This window comes from Bradyrhizobium sp. 142 (genome assembly GCF_023074015.1).
GTDB lineage: Bacteria > Pseudomonadota > Alphaproteobacteria > Rhizobiales > Xanthobacteraceae > Bradyrhizobium.
The window spans coordinates 1-15,184 of the sequence record NZ_JADPKQ010000340.1; the positions used below are offsets into that span (position 1 = coordinate 1).

At 61.0% G+C, this 15,184-nt stretch carries 13 protein-coding genes and 3 pseudogenes; 8 read left to right on the plus strand and 8 right to left on the minus strand.

Annotated features, from left to right (window positions below):
- Positions 1 to 400: 400 nt before the first annotated feature.
- Positions 401 to 1,063: a response regulator transcription factor gene (locus tag IVA82_RS31875; RefSeq protein ID WP_247385690.1), complete on the plus strand. Its 663-nt coding sequence runs from the start codon at positions 401 to 403 to the stop codon at positions 1,061 to 1,063.
- Here IVA82_RS31875 and IVA82_RS31880 read toward each other — a convergent pair.
- Positions 1,058 to 3,178 (minus strand): MASE1 domain-containing protein, encoded by a 2,121-nt coding sequence (locus tag IVA82_RS31880; protein WP_247385692.1) that lies wholly within the window; start codon positions 3,176 to 3,178, stop codon positions 1,058 to 1,060. The genes IVA82_RS31875 and IVA82_RS31880 overlap by 6 nt on opposite strands.
- Before the next feature lie 36 nt (positions 3,179 to 3,214).
- Here IVA82_RS31880 and IVA82_RS31885 point away from each other — a divergent pair, with 36 nt between their 5' ends.
- Positions 3,215 to 3,379, plus strand: coding sequence for a hypothetical protein (locus tag IVA82_RS31885; RefSeq protein WP_247385694.1), 165 nt, complete (start codon positions 3,215 to 3,217; stop codon positions 3,377 to 3,379).
- A 1,231-nt stretch (positions 3,380 to 4,610) separates the two neighbouring features.
- Here the strand turns inward: IVA82_RS31885 and IVA82_RS31890 are convergent.
- Positions 4,611 to 4,706 (minus strand): annotated as a pseudogene (locus IVA82_RS31890) (Flp family type IVb pilin); the annotation flags it as partial.
- 1,070 nt (positions 4,707 to 5,776) lie between these two features.
- Between IVA82_RS31890 and IVA82_RS31895 the strand changes: the two are divergent.
- A pseudogene (locus IVA82_RS31895) lies at positions 5,777 to 6,228 on the plus strand (SOS response-associated peptidase family protein); the annotation flags it as partial.
- Between the two features lie 62 nt (positions 6,229 to 6,290).
- Positions 6,291 to 6,764 carry a hypothetical protein gene (locus IVA82_RS31900; RefSeq protein ID WP_247385695.1) on the plus strand — a complete coding sequence of 158 codons (474 nt, stop codon included), beginning with the start codon at positions 6,291 to 6,293 and terminating at the stop codon, positions 6,762 to 6,764.
- Between the two features lie 16 nt (positions 6,765 to 6,780).
- Here the strand turns inward: IVA82_RS31900 and IVA82_RS31905 are convergent, their stop codons facing one another.
- Complete coding sequence (locus IVA82_RS31905; RefSeq protein WP_247385697.1) at positions 6,781 to 7,233, minus strand: hypothetical protein; 453 nt, start codon at positions 7,231 to 7,233, stop codon at positions 6,781 to 6,783.
- A gap of 492 nt (positions 7,234 to 7,725) precedes the next feature.
- Entirely contained in the window at positions 7,726 to 7,944 is a 219-nt protein-coding gene (locus tag IVA82_RS31910) for a hypothetical protein (RefSeq protein ID WP_247385699.1), read from the minus strand.
- A 225-nt stretch (positions 7,945 to 8,169) separates the two neighbouring features.
- Here IVA82_RS31910 and IVA82_RS31915 point away from each other — a divergent pair, with 225 nt between their 5' ends.
- The 4 genes from IVA82_RS31915 (at position 8,170) to uraD (ending at position 10,780) form a co-directional block, all read left to right on the plus strand.
- Positions 8,170 to 8,448, plus strand: coding sequence for a hypothetical protein (locus IVA82_RS31915; RefSeq protein WP_247385700.1), 279 nt, complete (start codon positions 8,170 to 8,172; stop codon positions 8,446 to 8,448).
- 87 nt (positions 8,449 to 8,535) lie between these two features.
- Positions 8,536 to 8,949 (plus strand): DUF3830 family protein, encoded by a 414-nt coding sequence (locus IVA82_RS31920; protein WP_148738639.1) that lies wholly within the window; start codon positions 8,536 to 8,538, stop codon positions 8,947 to 8,949.
- Positions 8,950 to 9,885 carry an allantoinase PuuE gene (gene puuE / locus IVA82_RS31925; RefSeq protein ID WP_247385702.1) on the plus strand — a complete coding sequence of 312 codons (936 nt, stop codon included), beginning with the start codon at positions 8,950 to 8,952 and terminating at the stop codon, positions 9,883 to 9,885.
- Positions 9,886 to 9,892: 7 nt separating this feature from the next.
- A complete protein-coding gene (gene uraD, locus IVA82_RS31930) occupies positions 9,893 to 10,780 on the plus strand; it encodes a 2-oxo-4-hydroxy-4-carboxy-5-ureidoimidazoline decarboxylase (RefSeq protein ID WP_247385704.1) in 888 nt (295 codons plus the stop codon).
- Here uraD and IVA82_RS31935 read toward each other — a convergent pair.
- From IVA82_RS31935 to IVA82_RS31950, 4 genes and pseudogenes are all read right to left on the minus strand, one after another.
- Positions 10,777 to 13,503, minus strand: coding sequence for a molybdopterin cofactor-binding domain-containing protein (locus IVA82_RS31935; protein WP_247385705.1), 2,727 nt, complete (start codon positions 13,501 to 13,503; stop codon positions 10,777 to 10,779). The genes uraD and IVA82_RS31935 overlap by 4 nt on opposite strands.
- A complete protein-coding gene (locus tag IVA82_RS31940; protein ID WP_247385707.1) occupies positions 13,500 to 14,327 on the minus strand; it encodes an FAD binding domain-containing protein in 828 nt (275 codons plus the stop codon). Before IVA82_RS31940 ends, IVA82_RS31935 begins: the two co-directional genes overlap by 4 nt.
- Before the next feature lie 144 nt (positions 14,328 to 14,471).
- Positions 14,472 to 14,747 (minus strand): hypothetical protein, encoded by a 276-nt coding sequence (locus tag IVA82_RS31945; RefSeq protein ID WP_247385710.1) that lies wholly within the window; start codon positions 14,745 to 14,747, stop codon positions 14,472 to 14,474.
- A 255-nt stretch (positions 14,748 to 15,002) separates the two neighbouring features.
- Positions 15,003 to 15,184 (minus strand): annotated as a pseudogene (locus IVA82_RS31950) (IS701 family transposase); the annotation flags it as partial.

The window sequence follows — 15,184 nt, forward strand, 5'->3', positions numbered from 1 at the left end:
GTAACTCCGGTCGGGCTACGCCCTCCCTTCGTCACCCCGGCAGCGGCGCATTCTCATCCTGATTGTCGCGGGATTCCCATCTTGATTGTCGCGCCGCAGCTCTCCGCATCAATACCGTAATCGGTGAGACACATCATGGGCATTTCACCACTGCGCATAGGCGAAGGAGTGTCTGACTCGCGCGGACTCTCCTAATCCGGCTCGCTTTTCCGCTGTTCTACTATGTGACGCGACTACAACTAAAGGCACACAACAGCTTCGGCTCCTACCTTGAGTGCGGGACGTTGCTGAGCGGTTTCGGGACCCAATCTTCCGCCATCTTCGTCGTCGCCAAAGACCCGAAGGAGGGTGTATAATTTTTCAATTATACCTCCGTGCAGGGATGACGGAGCGCTTTTTAATGAAGGTTCTGATTGTCGACGATCACGCATTGATTCGGGAGGCGTTGCACGCTGTTCTGAAACAACTGAAGCGAGAAGCCGTCGTTTTTGAAGCGTCGAACGGCCAGCAGGCGATGCGCATCGTCGAGGAACATCCCGACGTCAGCCTCATTTTGCTTGATATCAATTTGCCCGATCGAGATGGCTTCTCTGTTCTCCGCGAACTGCGTGACCACTATGCGACCATTGCCGTCGTCATTCTCTCGTCATCGGATGATCAAGACACAGTCAAGCGCGCTTTCAAACTTGGCGCTCTTGGCTTTATCCCGAAAACTACGGAACGTGAGGTTATACTCAATGCTATCAAGTTGGTGTTCTCCGGCGGAGTCTACATTCCCTCGGAAATTCTGGAGGAAACAACGTCTCCACAGCTTACAACTAAGCCAGCGACGCGCGACTCTCTTAAGAGTCTCGGGTTGACCGATCGGCAGATGGAAGTGCTTGCGCTCCTGATGAAGGGAAGAAGCAACAAGTCCATTGCCAAGATCCTCAATGTGGCAGTGCCGACCGTGAAGAACCACATCACGGTCGTTCTCAAGGCGCTCAACGTAACAAGCCGCACCGAGGCAGTAATTAAAGTAGGAAAAATGGGCTGGGAGTTGCCGCCGAAATCTGAATCATAAAGCCGCCCCGGTATCTCTCCTGTCGTCATGATCCCTAAGTAGCTCGTGCATGACAGCGCGGAGCCGCATTGGGTCGACAGGCTTGTGCAGCAAAATGTATCCTCTATCCTTAGCATCACGTAATGGTTCAGCTGCCGTATCGCCGCTGATGAGAATAGCTGGAATTGAGGAACCAAACGCCGCATTGATTTGTTCAATGGCTCGGATCCCGGTCTTGCCGCTCGCAAGATGATAGTCCGAGATTATAAGATCGGGGCGTTGTTCGCGCTCAGCAAGTCGGCAAAGTGCAGCTTCGTCGGACCCGGCGGTAAGGACGGAGTATCCCCATTTGCCAAGCAATCCGCCCGTTCCCTCCTGCACAATTGGAGTATCTGCAATAACAAGGATTACCTTGTCGTCGACAGCGAAGGCTGCGGGTTGAGGTGAGTCGACCGGCTCGGTGGACGTGACGCATTCATCGGCCATCGGAACTAGGATCGCGAATCGCGAACCTCGGCCCACAGTCGAAGCTAAGTCGATTTGATGGTTGAGAAGTAGGCGAAGCCTGTCGACAATGGCCAGGCCGAGCCCCAGGCCGCCGTACCGGTTCGGTTCTGGGGCAGGAATTCGAAAAAACTCGCCGAAGATATTCTGCTTCTGATCCTCAGGAATGCCGGGACCGCTATCCCATACTTCGATACGCAACATTTCACCGCGCCGACGACATCCGACGATGATCCCGCCCTCCAACGTATAGCGCACCGCATTGGATACCAGATTGAGCAGTATGCGTTCGAGCAGCATGGCGTCGCTCCGCACCCAGGCGTCACTTCGCCTAACGCTTAGGCGTAGGCCTTTTTCTCGCGTTGCCTGATCAAACCTCGTCTCAATTGTTTGCAACAGGCGTGCGATCGGGAATTCGGCAATTTTGGGGGTAAAGATCCCGGCATCGAGCCTGGAAATATCCAGGAGCGAGTTGAACATTTCATCCATTTCCTTGCGCGTTGCATCGATCTGCTCGATCGTCTTTATCCTTTCACCCGATTTGAGCGGCGTGCGCAGCTGTGCAACGAACAGGCCTAATGCATGTAGTGGCTGCCGCAAATCATGGCTCGCCATGGCAAAAAAGCGCGATTTTGCTGCATTGGCGAGCTCCAGCTGTTGCGTACGCTCTGCGACCTTCCGTTCGAGGTCGATCTGCGCGCGGCGCAGACGTTCCTCCGCTTTCTTGCGCACTTCGACGTCGGCGCTCAGTAACAAGCTTGGAACGGTAATACTGATCAGGAACATCAGCACCAGCAGGAATGAAACGTTGAGATCCGCGGTCGTAAAGGGACCGCCGCCCGTGAGCGTCCCCCAAATCGTCATGCCCGCAAGCACCAGCGCAACCGTTGCGGTGTCACGTGGACCGCGGCGCAGCGCCGCCCACAACATTGGCAGGATCGCAAGAAAACCCAGTGGATCTCGACTCGGCGTTTGCTCGATCAGGGGGCTGAAAGCAATCAGTCCAACAGCCGCCGCGGTTGCGAGGACGCAGACCGTCTCCAAAAAGTCATTGCGGTTGAAAGCGTGATAGTGGCTTGATGCCCAAAGCACGATAACGGGGGCAATGACCAGCGCGCCGGTCACATCTCCCAGCCACCATGTGACCCAGGCGTTTGCGAAATTGGTCGGTTCGATGTACCCGGCGGTTGCCAGGCTGGTCAGTCCGATGCTGGCGCTGATCGGTGTCGCGATCATGAAGCAAATCAGGGCAAACTTCGCGACAGAATTTGGCGTCAAAAACGTATTGCATCCGCTCGACCATCGTTTGATCAGGTAAGCGCCAACAACCGCTTCAAGAGAGTTGCCGGTCGCAATCGCAATTGCGGTGGCAACGGAGCCGGCGGTCGTCGCATTGGCGATCACCGCCGCCGTGAAAATTGCGGGCCAAGTCCAATATCCCCACAACAGCACCGCCGCCAGCGCGACACCCGTCGGTGGCCAAATTGGCGTTGCACTGGGATGAATAGAGGCGAGAGCAAGGCCGCCTTTTGCCAGGGCGAAATAGATCACGCCAATTGCGACCAGACCACCGGCTTGGCCAATGCCTCGGCGGAAATTTATCTCCGGCGTTAGTGATCGTGGATCGGACATCGTCGACGCCTAGACTGGGCAGTGGGATCGTCCACCATGACTGACCTTTTGGTCTCCTTGATAAAGATCAAAGATCGCTGGGCAAAAGGGGCGCGCGGCATTTGTGGCCGTTGCTTGTTACGCAGTAGCGGCCATTCTTTGCGCCAGTTCAGCATCAAGCTCCGGCAACAGCACGATGCCATCCTGATCGCTGCCGGATGAATGCAGCACGATCCGCGTGCACCCGCACCATTGGTGAAGCCCTGCTTGCCCACATAGGTTTGGCCCGGCCTGACGCACCGCTGCGCCATCGTATTCTGACGCTGATATGCTGAAATCTCCCGCTGAATAAGACATTCTTCGAGAGCCCCTTGTCTTGTGGCCGCTTCAATTCGGTGGCCCGTGACCGATCTCGTGCTGCTTGTCAATGCAACTCCAATCGGCAGTCTCGGCAGCCTCGGCGGCATCGCAGTCCGCTTGTAGGATTTCAGGACTTTGACCCGTGATCAGAAGCTGCTTCCGCATTTCAGCGAGGCGGGCGCGGCAGTATTCTCGATAGAGCAGGTCGAATATGGCGGGCATCGTTGCCCCCGTCGTTGGACCATCACTACTGTAAGGTATTTCCACCACGAATTTTCGGATGAGCTTAGCCCTGTCGGTGGCTGCCGGATGTGAGCCCATTCACAGGCTGCGCCAATTCGAAACGCTCAAAGGGCGATAGGCTCACTTTGCTTGCCGCTGTAAGAAAGGAGCAGGGCTCGTTACCTACAATGTAGTATGGCAGCCTTCTGTTTCGGCAATACTTCGTCAAACAACTCAAGGCTGCTGCCGCCCAGCCAAAAAGCCAACCACAGCGCGAAATCACGTACTACTGGCTGCAAGCACAATTGGGTGCAACGCCGACTGAGACGCGATAAAGGCATTGAGATCAATTGCGCCATCAAAGCTCGCAGCCATGCCGATGTGCGCGAATGTCCTCGAGCCATCCAGATGAACCACCAACATCAACGCTTCGATCGCTGCCTGTCATTCCGGCGCGTATGCTTGCGCTAAGCAGCCTGCAAATGATCCCGACACCTCCTCGCGCGGTCGGCTCAGTGTCTGCCTTCCAAGTCTTGCTTTGAATTTAATCGCCGCCTGTATGCGCTGGATTTCGACCGCTTGCTCCTTTGCGCTATACGGGACTTCGCCGCGTTCGATGCGGGCTAGACGATCCCTGTATGTAGCGAGAAGCTGCTCTTGGTATTCACGGACGCCGATCATTGGACGCCCCCTAAGTTCCGACCATCCTTTTAGCGCAAGGTCTGCTGAGATCGACTTGACGCACTTCTAGGCTGCGATGGAACGGGCGCAGGATATGAGAGCCAAAAGTAGACCGGCATCATCCAGCAGCGCCGGAGGCGCATCACCATTCGTCCGGCGTGGAGCGTTATTCCTGAGACGGCTTAGTCAATTATTTCAGCGAGTTGCTGATCGAACCAAACTTGTCGTTTAGGCTCGTGCCGAGACCGTTGACGACGGTGATGATCGCGAGCGCGATACCGGCGGCCGCGCGGCTCGATGTCTTCGCCCGCTTCGGAAGTTGCCGGCCATGGCGACAGTGCGACTAGCCGCTCCTTTCAAATGGAACATCGCCGTCGCGATCAGAAATCGGGAACGAAAGCCGTCCGCGAGCTTTAGAAATGTGAGACCGCCGCTCGCCGGTACCAACACGGCGCATGTCGCGGATAGCCAAAGGTCGCCGACCCGCTTTTCTCTACAAGCGCTCGCGCAAGATAGCCAAAAGCGGCGGTCTCCGGTTCCATTCAAAATCGCCAGCCGCGCCCCGATCGGTTGCGGGGGAGTAATGATGGCCTGCCGGTGGCGTTGTTGTTACCGAAGGCTCCGCCATGCGCAACCGCATCGAGATCGACTACGTACACAGCCGGGCCATCGTTCGAGAGATCGGCGAGAGGCTACGAGCGTCGCTGAAACCAGAGCCGGAACTACCGCCGAACCTTAGAACGCAAATCGATCGGCTCCGAGAATTTGAGGAGCAGTCTCCCTCAATCGTTCCCGGTGCCGAGCGTTGGGACAAAACTCGGCGTTGAGGCGTGATCGATACTAGACGTTAAGGCGCGATCGATCGCTTGCTAATTCTGACTAGCGACTCTCCATGGCCCGCGGGCGCCGCACGCTCTTTGGATGCCTCCATGACGACGAGACTGCTTGTGCAGAAGCGGCAGGCACTGCGGCTTTTATCCGGGATCGAACCCAGGGGAGCGCACCCGCGCGGTGTCCCCAATCTGTTGGGGAACTAGCGTCCGTTCTGTAATTTAATATGTCTAACGGTGATGTGGTGGTTTCGTCCGCGGTGGAGCGGACGATGAACTCTTCGAATGGCGACAAGCTCCCGCCTCAGCAGGTGCAGGAAGATCGTCGCTGCCCTCGCTGCAATCGACAGCATCACTTGCTCACCACGTTACTGGATACTCGCACGGGCAAGACGGTCCGCATTTTTCGGTGCCCCCAATGTGGCGAGATCACCTCGGCTGAGGAAGGTGCCGACTTGCACTGAAGGAGTGCGCTGCCGCACAACCACGAGCAAAGCCGCCAACGATCAGACCGCCTTCTTCGCGCGACGACCGGCTGCTGATCCCGGCCAACAGCTTTGCCGAGTGCGCGCCGGAGCCGACCCCTGAGACAAAAAGAAGGACGTGGTCTGGTTCGCGCTGAATGAGGATCGGCCGCTGTTCGCCTTCGTCAGCATCTGGTCCGAGCTCAAGGGCGATCGCGACACCAAATCGAAGCCGATCCCTGGCCCGCATTTGCTGCGGCTTTCTAACAACCGCACCGAACGCGATCGTCGCGCCATCCACCCGAAGGCCATGCCGGTGATCCTGACTACGGACGAGGAGTGCGACGTTTGGATGCGCGCGCCGTGGGATGAGGCGAAGGCGTTGCAGCAACCACGGCCGGATCATGCGTTCGAAATCGTGACGCGGGGTAGACAACTTAGGGCCGCTTGTCACGTCAGGATGACTGTCCCGTCTTTCCAACATCGTTTACCAAGTCACTGGTGGTTGTGCTAGAAATCGACGTCCCGCCAAAGCGGGACTTATTTTTCTAGCTATTTTGAGGGGAAACCATGCGAATGCGCTACGCTCCTTATGTCTTGTCAGCCGCGCTTGCCGCCGCCGCAGCTTCGAATGCCTTCGCGGGTGAGCAGGTGCTTGAGTTCAAGCTCGTCACTAAGCCGATCGATTACAAAGTAACAGAGGCAGCAAACATCGAAGGCCAGACGGTCGCGTCCGGCAAATTGTTCGGCGTCGCGGTCTTCAAGGATGGCCGTATCGGAGTGAAAGAGTTCGTCAATTCCTCAGACTTGCTCAAAGGCTCGGGACCCTTCTACGGCTACAGCACCTACACGTTCGAGGATGGCTCGATCACGGCGCGTTATACCGGCTCGGTCAAAGACGGCCAGTCAAAGGGCGAATATACGATCCTCTCGGGCACGGGTGCCTATGCGAACGCTACGGGCACCGGCACTATCGAAAGCGCGCCGAACCCGTTCAAGGGCGTCAACCTCTTGAACATAAAATTGGTCGTCAAAACGCCCGGTATGTAAGAGTGCCCTACACACATCAACGCGCCTCCCGCAACGTTAGTGCTGTCAGACGCGGTTTGGCGAGCAGCACGGACGTGAGGTGCACGCGAGGCCATTGCGCGTTGTAGGGATTGGAGCTACGCGCCTTGAGATCGGCTTCATAGGCTGTGAGGGCACCGTCTACGGTGACGGGTGCATTGTCGCCGGTGCCATCATCGCCACGCGCCAGCTTCTTCGCCGCGTCCTGCGCTTGAAAGAACGTCAGCACATCTTTGCCGCAAGAATCCGCGAAATCATCGGCATCGGCGATGCGCTTGGTCCAATAGGCACCATGACGGTCGCTCGCTTTCACCACCCACGTGCCATTAGTGCGATTACGTCGATAGAGCAGCGAGACGCCCCGCGCCAATGACGGGCCGGGATAGGGCTTGCGACGAACCAGACGGGCGCTGCGGCTCTCCAGCGCGCTGTGACGGACTTTGCGTGCCATGTGTGTCCCCGGTTTTGTCCCAATGGGGTGTGGGAAGGCGTAAGGAAGCGCATGGCATTATGTGACGGTTATTGTCGCCAGATCAACAACTTAGGCTTTCCGTATGCGTCTCTACAATTCCCTATGCATCATTATTTTCCCCTGCGCAGGGAAGGCCGAGTGTTCGGCGTCACCTGTATGCTGCTGTGCGGTTTTTCTGCGTGTGCTTTTCGCGCAGCGGACCGCGGGTGCCAGCCGGCACCCGGCCTTCCCTGCGCCCTCTTGGCTTTGAGAGGGCGAAGCGACGAAGCAAAGCTCGGGCGAAACGCGCCGCGAGAACGCGAAGGTGTGTCTGCAAGTGCAAATAAGAGTTGGAGGATTGCAGTGCCGCTCCTTGCTCCGTCATTGCGAGCGAAGCGAAGCAATCCAGAGTCTTGCCGCGAAGGCAGACTGGATAGCTTCGCTTCGCTCGCAATGACGATATGGAGGCAGTTGCGCCCTATGCGTGCAACATCACCGTCCTGCCGGGGCCGACATGGCGCCGTTGGCGTAGCGCGACCAGTCCGGCGCGGTCGGCTGCGTCGGCCATATGGTGGCGTTGGAGTCGCGCACCGCGTGGGTGATCGGCGCGGGTTGCGCCTTGCGGACACGATGACGGTCGTTCGCGGCGGCGGCCTGGATGGTGATGGCGGCGATCAGCGCGGCGCCGAAAATGGTGAAGGTCGTTCGCATCGTTGTTCTCCCGTGACGACGCCCCGGCTGTGAGAGGGTCTGGTGTGTTCGTCGTCGCCGGTGACATGGCGATGGGTCTGCCGAATATCAGCAGCTTCGGAATCACGATGGGGCGAGCATTTTTTTTAGTCTCGGCTAAATATTCGGCAATCGCACCCGTGCGGCCGGTGGACTTGCCCCCTGCAATCCGGTTGAATGGGGTAAATCGAGCTTTGAGCGACAACGATGTCGAAATATCTGCTGGTCCTTCTGCTGATCGCCTCGCCTGCCGCGGCGCAAGTCAAGTTGACGCCAAAGGCCACGGCGGCGCATCCCGATCTCTGTGCCCCGATCGGGCGGACCGCGGACGGCAAGCTGGTCTATTCCATGAAATGCGAGAACCTCCCGGCACCGCCTTCGCCCCCGCCGCAGGCGGAACTGAAGGAGGCGCCGCAGCCGGCCGCCGAGCCGGAACCGGAGGTGCGGCGGAGCGGCCTTTTCGGTTGGTCCTACGACCGCAGGTGAGGCGTCACGGACTTGCGCGAAGCCGCCCGGAATGCTCTTTGCCTGAAAGTTCCCCGTGGGCTGCTGCCCCCGATCCAGAGAGATGAGATGAGCAAACTCGTTATCCGCGCCGGTGATTTCTCCTTTGATGCCCGCTTCGAGGAGCAGCTTGCGCCCAAGACCGTTGCCGCGTTCCGCAAGGCGCTGCCGTTCGAAAGCCACATCATCCATGTGCGCTGGAGCGGCGAGGGCGTGTGGATGCCACTCGGCGACCTTGATTTCGGCGTCGGCTACGAGAACCACACGAGCTATCCCGCGCCCGGCCAGATCATCCTCTATCCCGGCGGTATCAGCGAGACCGAGATCCTGCTCGCCTATGGCGGCGTGCACTTTGCCAGCAAGATGGGCCAGCTCGCCGGCAACCACTTCATCACGCTGACCTCCGGCCTGGAAAATTTGGCCACTCTCGGCAAGAGCGTGCTGTGGAAGGGCGCCCTCCCGATCCGCTTCGAGGCAGTCTGAGTGACGGACGCCCGCTATCCGCGCGATCTCCGCGGCTACGGCCGCAACCCGCCGCATCCGCAATGGCCGGGTCATGCACGGGTCGCGGTGCAGTTCGTCGTCAACTTCGAAGAGGGCGGCGAGAACAACATCTTGCACGGCGACCGCGCGTCCGAGGCGTTCTTGTCGGACGTGTTGGGCGCGCAGCCCTGGGCCGGTCAGCGCCATGCCAATATCGAATCGATGTTCGAATATGGTTCGCGCGCCGGCTTCTGGCGGCTGTGGCGGATGTTCGACGCGCGGAAGTGGCCGGCCACCGTGTTCGGCGTTGCCACTGCGCTGAGGCGCAATCCGGAAATCGTCGCGGCGATGAAGGAGTCCGGCTGGGATATCGCGAGCCACAGCCTGAAATGGATCGAGCACAAGGACATGACCGAGGCGCAGGAGCGCGCCGAGATCGCGGAAGCGATCCGCGTCCACACCGAGGCCACCGGCGCGCGGCCGCTCGGCTGGTATACCGGACGTTCCTCGATCAACACCAACCGTCTGTTGATGGAGGAGGGCGGCTTCCTCTATTTGTGCGACTCCTATGCCGACGATTTGCCCTATTGGGTCAAGGGCGCGAGCGGCAAGCAGCTCATCATTCCCTACACGCTCGACGCCAACGACATGCGTTTCATCAACCCGCAAGGCTTTGCCGAGGGCGAGCAGTTCTTCACCTATCTGAAGGACGCCTTCGACGTGCTCTATGCCGAAGGCGAGACTGCGCCGAAGATGATGACAGTGGGGCTGCACTGCCGTCTCGCCGGCAGGCCTGGCCGTGCCGCAGGCCTGATCCGCTTCCTCGACTATATCGGCAAGCACGAACGGGTCTGGGTGCCGACGCGGCTCCAGATCGCCCAGCACTGGCACGACAAGCACGCGCATCTAGCCGCCGATGCATTCGAGATCGGGTGAGCGGACGATGTCGCGAATTTCGCTCGCCGATCTCAACGCCGCTGATAAGGCCAGTTTCGTCGCCGCGCTTGCCAATGTGGTCGAATATTCGCCGTGGCTCGCTGAGCAGCTTGCCGAACAGCGGCCGTTCACCGGCCTCAATCAACTGCACGCCGCATTGATGGCAGCGATCCAGAGTGCCGAACCCGACGTGCAGTTGGCACTGATCCGGGCGCATCCCGATCTCGCCAACAAGACCCAGCGCGCGGCGGGCCTCACCGCGGAATCGACCGACGAGCAGAACAGCGCCGGTCTCGACCGGCTGTCCGATGCCGAATACGCCGCGTTCGAGCGGGTCAACAATGCCTACCGTGCAAAGTTCGGCTTTCCCTATATCGTCTGCGTCCGCCGTCACACCAAGGATTCCGTCCTGCGCGACTTCGAGATGCGGCTGCTCAATATTGCCAAAACCGAGACGCGACGTGCGATCGAGGAGATCGGCCGTATCTCGGCGCTGCGGCTCGATCAGCTTGTCGCGGCTGATGACAAGCTCAAGGTGCATGGCCGGCTCTCGACTCATGTGCTCGATAATCACGCCGGCAGGCCCGCGCCTGGTATCACGGTCGAACTGGTCGAGCTCGCGAGCCTCGGCGAGAGCCGCGTGATCGCGCGCGCCGTGACCAACGCGGACGGCCGCACCGACCAGCCGCTGATCGGGGGGCGCCCGCTGCCGATCGGCCGCTACGAGCTCAAATTCAGCGTTGCCAAGTATTATGCCGAGCGCAACGTGCCCTTGTCCGAGCCGCCGTTCCTCGACGAGATTCCGCTGCGCTTTGCAGTCAGCGAGCCCGAGGGGCACTACCACGTGCCGCTTCTGGTCACTCCCTGGAGCTATTCGACGTATCGCGGCAGCTAGGATCCGAATTTGTCGTGCAGGGCCGGAAACAGCCGGTCCGGCTTGAACGGCGGTGCAGTGAAGCGGATGCCGGTCGCGTCCGCGATCGCATTGCCAAGTGCGGCGGCGACCGGATTGTACGGGCTCTCGCTCATCGACTTTGCGCCCAGCGGTCCGATCGTGTCGGACGTATCGGCGAAGAAGACTTCGGTGCGCGGCACGTCGGCAAACGAGGGCAGGTGATAGTCGCGGAATTTCGGGTTGGTGACGCGGCCATCTGCATCGATCACCATCTCCTCGTAGAGCGCAGCGCCAAGCGCCTGCGCGACGCCGCCCTCGACCTGGCCACGGCACTGCATCGGATTGGCGACGACGCCGGCGTCCGCCGCCTGCACGCTCTTGAGAATCTTGAGCTCGCCGGTGCCCCTGTTCACCGCGACGCGAAAGCCCTGGACGTTGAAGCCGACCGAGCGCGGCGTGCCGCCGGAATTACCGCTCGCCGCGAGCGGCTGTCCGCGTTCGCGCGCAAGCTTGGTCAGCTCGGCAAAGGACATCCGCCGCACCCCGCTGACGACGGAGTCGCCATCGAGCACGCAGGTTTCCACATCGCACAGCCACGCGCCGGCAGCGGTTGCCCTCAGTTCGGTGGCGAGCTGCATCGCCGCGGCGTGCGTCGCCTTGCCCGCAACGAAGATGCCTGCGCTGCCGTAGGCGCCGGTGTCGTGACCGCCGTGAGTGGTGTCGGACTGGCGCAGGCGGATCCTGTCGACGGTGGTTGCCAGCGTAGTCGCCGCGATCTGCCGGTGCACAGTGCTGGTGCCGTTGCCGAACTCGGCGGTGCCGACGGTGAGATCGAAGCCGCCGTCATCGTTGAGCGCGATCACGGCATCCGCGAGGTGGCCGGCGGGCGGTACCGTGTCGATCATGGTCAGTGCGATGCCTTCGCCGATCAGCCACTCCGCCGACAGCGCGGGCTGCGAGCTGTCGGCCTGCATCGCGCGCTCGACGAGGTCGAGGCACTGGTCGAGCCCATAGGAGCCGTAGAACACGTCGTGATACTCCGACGGCGGCGGCGCCAGCATGGGATCGCCGGGCTTGACCACGTTGCGGCGACGCATGTCGTAGGGACTGATGCCGAGCTGCATCGCCAGCTCGTCGATTGCCGCTTCCACGGCGATCAGCGTCTGCGGCAGACCATAGCCCCGGAACGCGCCCGATGGCACCGTGTTGGTGTAGACGGCGAAGCCGTCGACCCGCTTGTTCGGGCAATTGTAGACCGCGATGGACTCTGACAGCGCGTGAAACATCACGGGGCCGGCGTGATTGCCGTAGGCGCCGGTGTTGGAGAGCACGTCGAGCTGGAGCGCGGTGAGCCTGCCCTCGGCATCGGCGCCGGCCTTGACGTGGACCCGCATCGGATGCCGGGTCGAGGTCGCGATGAACTGCTCTTCCCGGGTGAGCTCGAGCTTGACCGGCCGGCCGGTCTTCAGCGCGGCGAGCGCCAAGATGTCTTCGACGAACATCTCCTGCTTGCCGCCGAAGCCACCGCCGACCCGCTCGCAGAACACGCGGACCTTGTCCATCGGAAGCGCGAAAATGTCGGACAGCGCGCGCCGGGTCAGGAACGGTACTTGTGTGGAGCAGCGGACGTTGAGCACGCCGGATTCATCGAGCCAGGCGAGGCCGCCATGGGTTTCCAGTGCGGCGTGCTGCACGCGGTGGCTATTGAAGGTGCCCTTGAAAGTCACCGCAGAGGCAGCTAGCGCCGTTGCGACATCACCGAGTTCGCCATGCGTCTCAGCCGCGATGTTGCGTTGCGCGTCGGCGACCCGGTTCGCTGTGGTGCGGTCGGGATGAATGATCGGCGCTCCCGGCTCCATCGTCCGCTCGGGATCCACCACCGCGGGCATGATTTCGTATTGGACCTTCAGCCGGCGGCAGGCTTCCTCTGCGGCGGCTTCGCTCTCGGCAACGACTGCGGCGACCTTCTGCCCGATGAAGCGCACGACATCGTCGAGCACGCGGGTGTCCTCTGGGTCCATCCAGTCCTTCTCATGCCGCGCGGTCGAGAACAGGACCGATGGTGCATCCTCGTGCGTCAGCACCGCGTGCACGCCGGGAATGGCCAGCGCCGCCGACTTGTCGATCGCGAGGATTTTTGCATGCGCGTGCGGCGAGCGGAGCAGCTTGATGTGAAGCAGGCCGTCGATCGCGATGTCGAATGTGTAGCGTGCCTTGCCGCGCACGATGTCGGGGCCGGCAGGCGCCGGCAGGCTGCGGCCGAACGCAGCGCCGGCCTCGACGCTCTCCTCGACATTGTTATGGCCGAGGATCGCATCCTCGATCGAGCGATAGCCGGTGCAACGGCAGATGTTACCCTTCAGCGCTGCGCCAAGATCGCGCTGCTGGGCCTGGTTGAGCGAGACACACGTCACGATCATGCCGGCGGTACAGAAGCCGCACTGGAATCCTTGCGCGTCGAGAAAGGCTTGTTGCAACGGATGCGCGCCATGGTCACCACCGAGCCCTTCGATCGTGGTGATGGCGCGGCCGTCGGCGCGGAAGGCCGGGATCAGACAGCTGTGCACGGGCTCGCCGTCGAGGAGTACGGTGCAGGCACCGCAATCACCGGCGTCGCAGCCCTTTTTGACGCCGAAATGGCCGAGCTCGCGCAGGAACGTGCGCAGGCACTGTCCCGCGCGCGGCTCCTGCGAAAACGGCGTGCCGTTGATCTCGAAGCTCATGGCCGTGCCGTGTCCAGCAATTCACCGCGAATCTCCTCGGCGAGCCGCAGCGTCATGTGCTTGCGCCAGAGCGGCTTGCCGTGGATGTCGGCGTGGTACAACGCGTCGGGGATCTGCTGCTCGATTGCGGCGCGTAGCGCGCGCGCATCGGGCGGCTTGGGAAACGACAATTGAACTGGGCGCACGGTCGATGCGGTCACCGACAGCGTCAGCGTGTCATCGGCATCGCGGCTACCGATCAGAAGCGCGGCCGACCGGCCGACCGGTACGAGCGAGATCTGGCGAAACGCCGAGCGGCGCTTCAGCGCGGCAAGCGGGATATCGATCTGCCGCAGCAGATCGCCTGCTGTCAGGCGATTGCGCTGATTGCCGGTGACGAATTCGACGACGGGAATCTTCTGCTCGCCGCCATCGGCCTTCCAGATGGTGCAAACGCCGTCGAGCGCGGAGGTGAGCGAGATCATCGGTCCCGCCGGCAGCGACATACAGAGATTGCCGCCGACCGTCGCCGTCTTCCAGACCTTGAAGGAGGCGAGGAAGGCGCGGCAGCACTGGCTGATCAGCGGCGCCGCGAGCCAGTCGGTCGGGCAGGCGAGGGCATCGAGCTGTGCGACGGTGCAGGTCGCGGCGATGGTAAGATGGCTCTCTGTGATCGTCAGCGCCGGCCATTTCAGATCGGTGAGATCGATCAACCGAGTCAGGTGGACCTGCGGCTCCGAGAACAGCCAAGTTCCGCCCGCGAGCCAAGCATCGCCTGGCGTCCAAACGGGCAGCTGCGCGCGCGTTTGCGGATGGACCACTGTCGTGATGGTATTCAAGTCCATGGCGAGGTCAGCGCTTCCGTCGGATGATTTGCTCCGCGACAAAGTCTTGCAAGATGGGCGCCAAGTGGCAACAACAAGTCGCAACAACAAGTCGCGGCAATTGTGCGATGACCGCTCCTTGAGAGCGGCTCTTCCGTGGCTGGCTCACCAGCCTCGCGTTCCGAAACTGAAGCCGATGCTCGGGCCGCCGCCGTAGTAGCCGTACCCGCGATCGTAGTAGCCCGGGCCGCCGGAGTAGCCATAGCTCCGGCGCACGACATAGCTGTCGTCGTCGCTGTAGTACCGCTGAACGTAGCGCGGTCCGCGGGTGCGGAAGCAGCGTCCGTACTCGTTGCAGACCAGACGGACCTGGTCGACGTTGGCCGCTTCGGCGGAGCCGATGTGCGTTGCGCTGAGGGGAGCGGGCGTCGGCTGTTCCATCGGCGTGTGGCTGGCTCTATAGGCGAGCGACCCATGTCCGGCGAGCAAGCACCGGATGGCGCTGGCGCGCATTTCGCCCGGCGAGCTGACCGCACACCTAGCATTACAGTTGTCTTTTTGATTTGACATGAGCGCGTTGAGCGGCAGCCTGATGAGCTCTGCGCCAGAAAGACCATGCGATGATGCGTGCGGGTTGAATACGCTTTCGAGCAAGTCTGATGGCAATGCGGCGGATTTCCTGGATTGACCAACGGATCAGCGGCGGCGTGGGTATGCTTTGGCTTTTGCCGGGGGGCGGCGTTTGGTTTTTTTGGGCGGTGGCGGATTAGCGCGATGTCGGATCGCCGCCATCATGGCGAAGGCGAGCATCACCAAGGACACATGACGGTGCCAGCCATGCCAGGATCTGCTCTCGTTGTGATCCAGCCCGAACTCGC

Bases quoted from the DNA above. Each gene is read 5' to 3' on its own strand.
- IVA82_RS31875 (WP_247385690.1), top strand. From the start codon at position 401: ATGAAGGTTCTGATTGTCGACGATCACGCATTGATTCGGGAGGCGTTG.
- IVA82_RS31880 (WP_247385692.1), bottom strand. From the start codon at position 3,178: ATGTCCGATCCACGATCACTAACGCCGGAGATAAATTTCCGCCGAGGC.
- IVA82_RS31885 (WP_247385694.1), top strand. From the start codon at position 3,215: ATGACTGACCTTTTGGTCTCCTTGATAAAGATCAAAGATCGCTGGGCA.
- IVA82_RS31900 (WP_247385695.1), top strand. From the start codon at position 6,291: ATGCGCTACGCTCCTTATGTCTTGTCAGCCGCGCTTGCCGCCGCCGCA.
- IVA82_RS31905 (WP_247385697.1), bottom strand. From the start codon at position 7,233: ATGGCACGCAAAGTCCGTCACAGCGCGCTGGAGAGCCGCAGCGCCCGT.
- IVA82_RS31910 (WP_247385699.1), bottom strand. From the start codon at position 7,944: ATGCGAACGACCTTCACCATTTTCGGCGCCGCGCTGATCGCCGCCATC.
- IVA82_RS31915 (WP_247385700.1), top strand. From the start codon at position 8,170: ATGTCGAAATATCTGCTGGTCCTTCTGCTGATCGCCTCGCCTGCCGCG.
- IVA82_RS31920 (WP_148738639.1), top strand. From the start codon at position 8,536: ATGAGCAAACTCGTTATCCGCGCCGGTGATTTCTCCTTTGATGCCCGC.
- uraD (WP_247385704.1), top strand. From the start codon at position 9,893: ATGTCGCGAATTTCGCTCGCCGATCTCAACGCCGCTGATAAGGCCAGT.
- IVA82_RS31935 (WP_247385705.1), bottom strand. From the start codon at position 13,503: ATGAGCTTCGAGATCAACGGCACGCCGTTTTCGCAGGAGCCGCGCGCG.
- IVA82_RS31940 (WP_247385707.1), bottom strand. From the start codon at position 14,327: ATGGACTTGAATACCATCACGACAGTGGTCCATCCGCAAACGCGCGCG.
- IVA82_RS31945 (WP_247385710.1), bottom strand. From the start codon at position 14,747: ATGGAACAGCCGACGCCCGCTCCCCTCAGCGCAACGCACATCGGCTCC.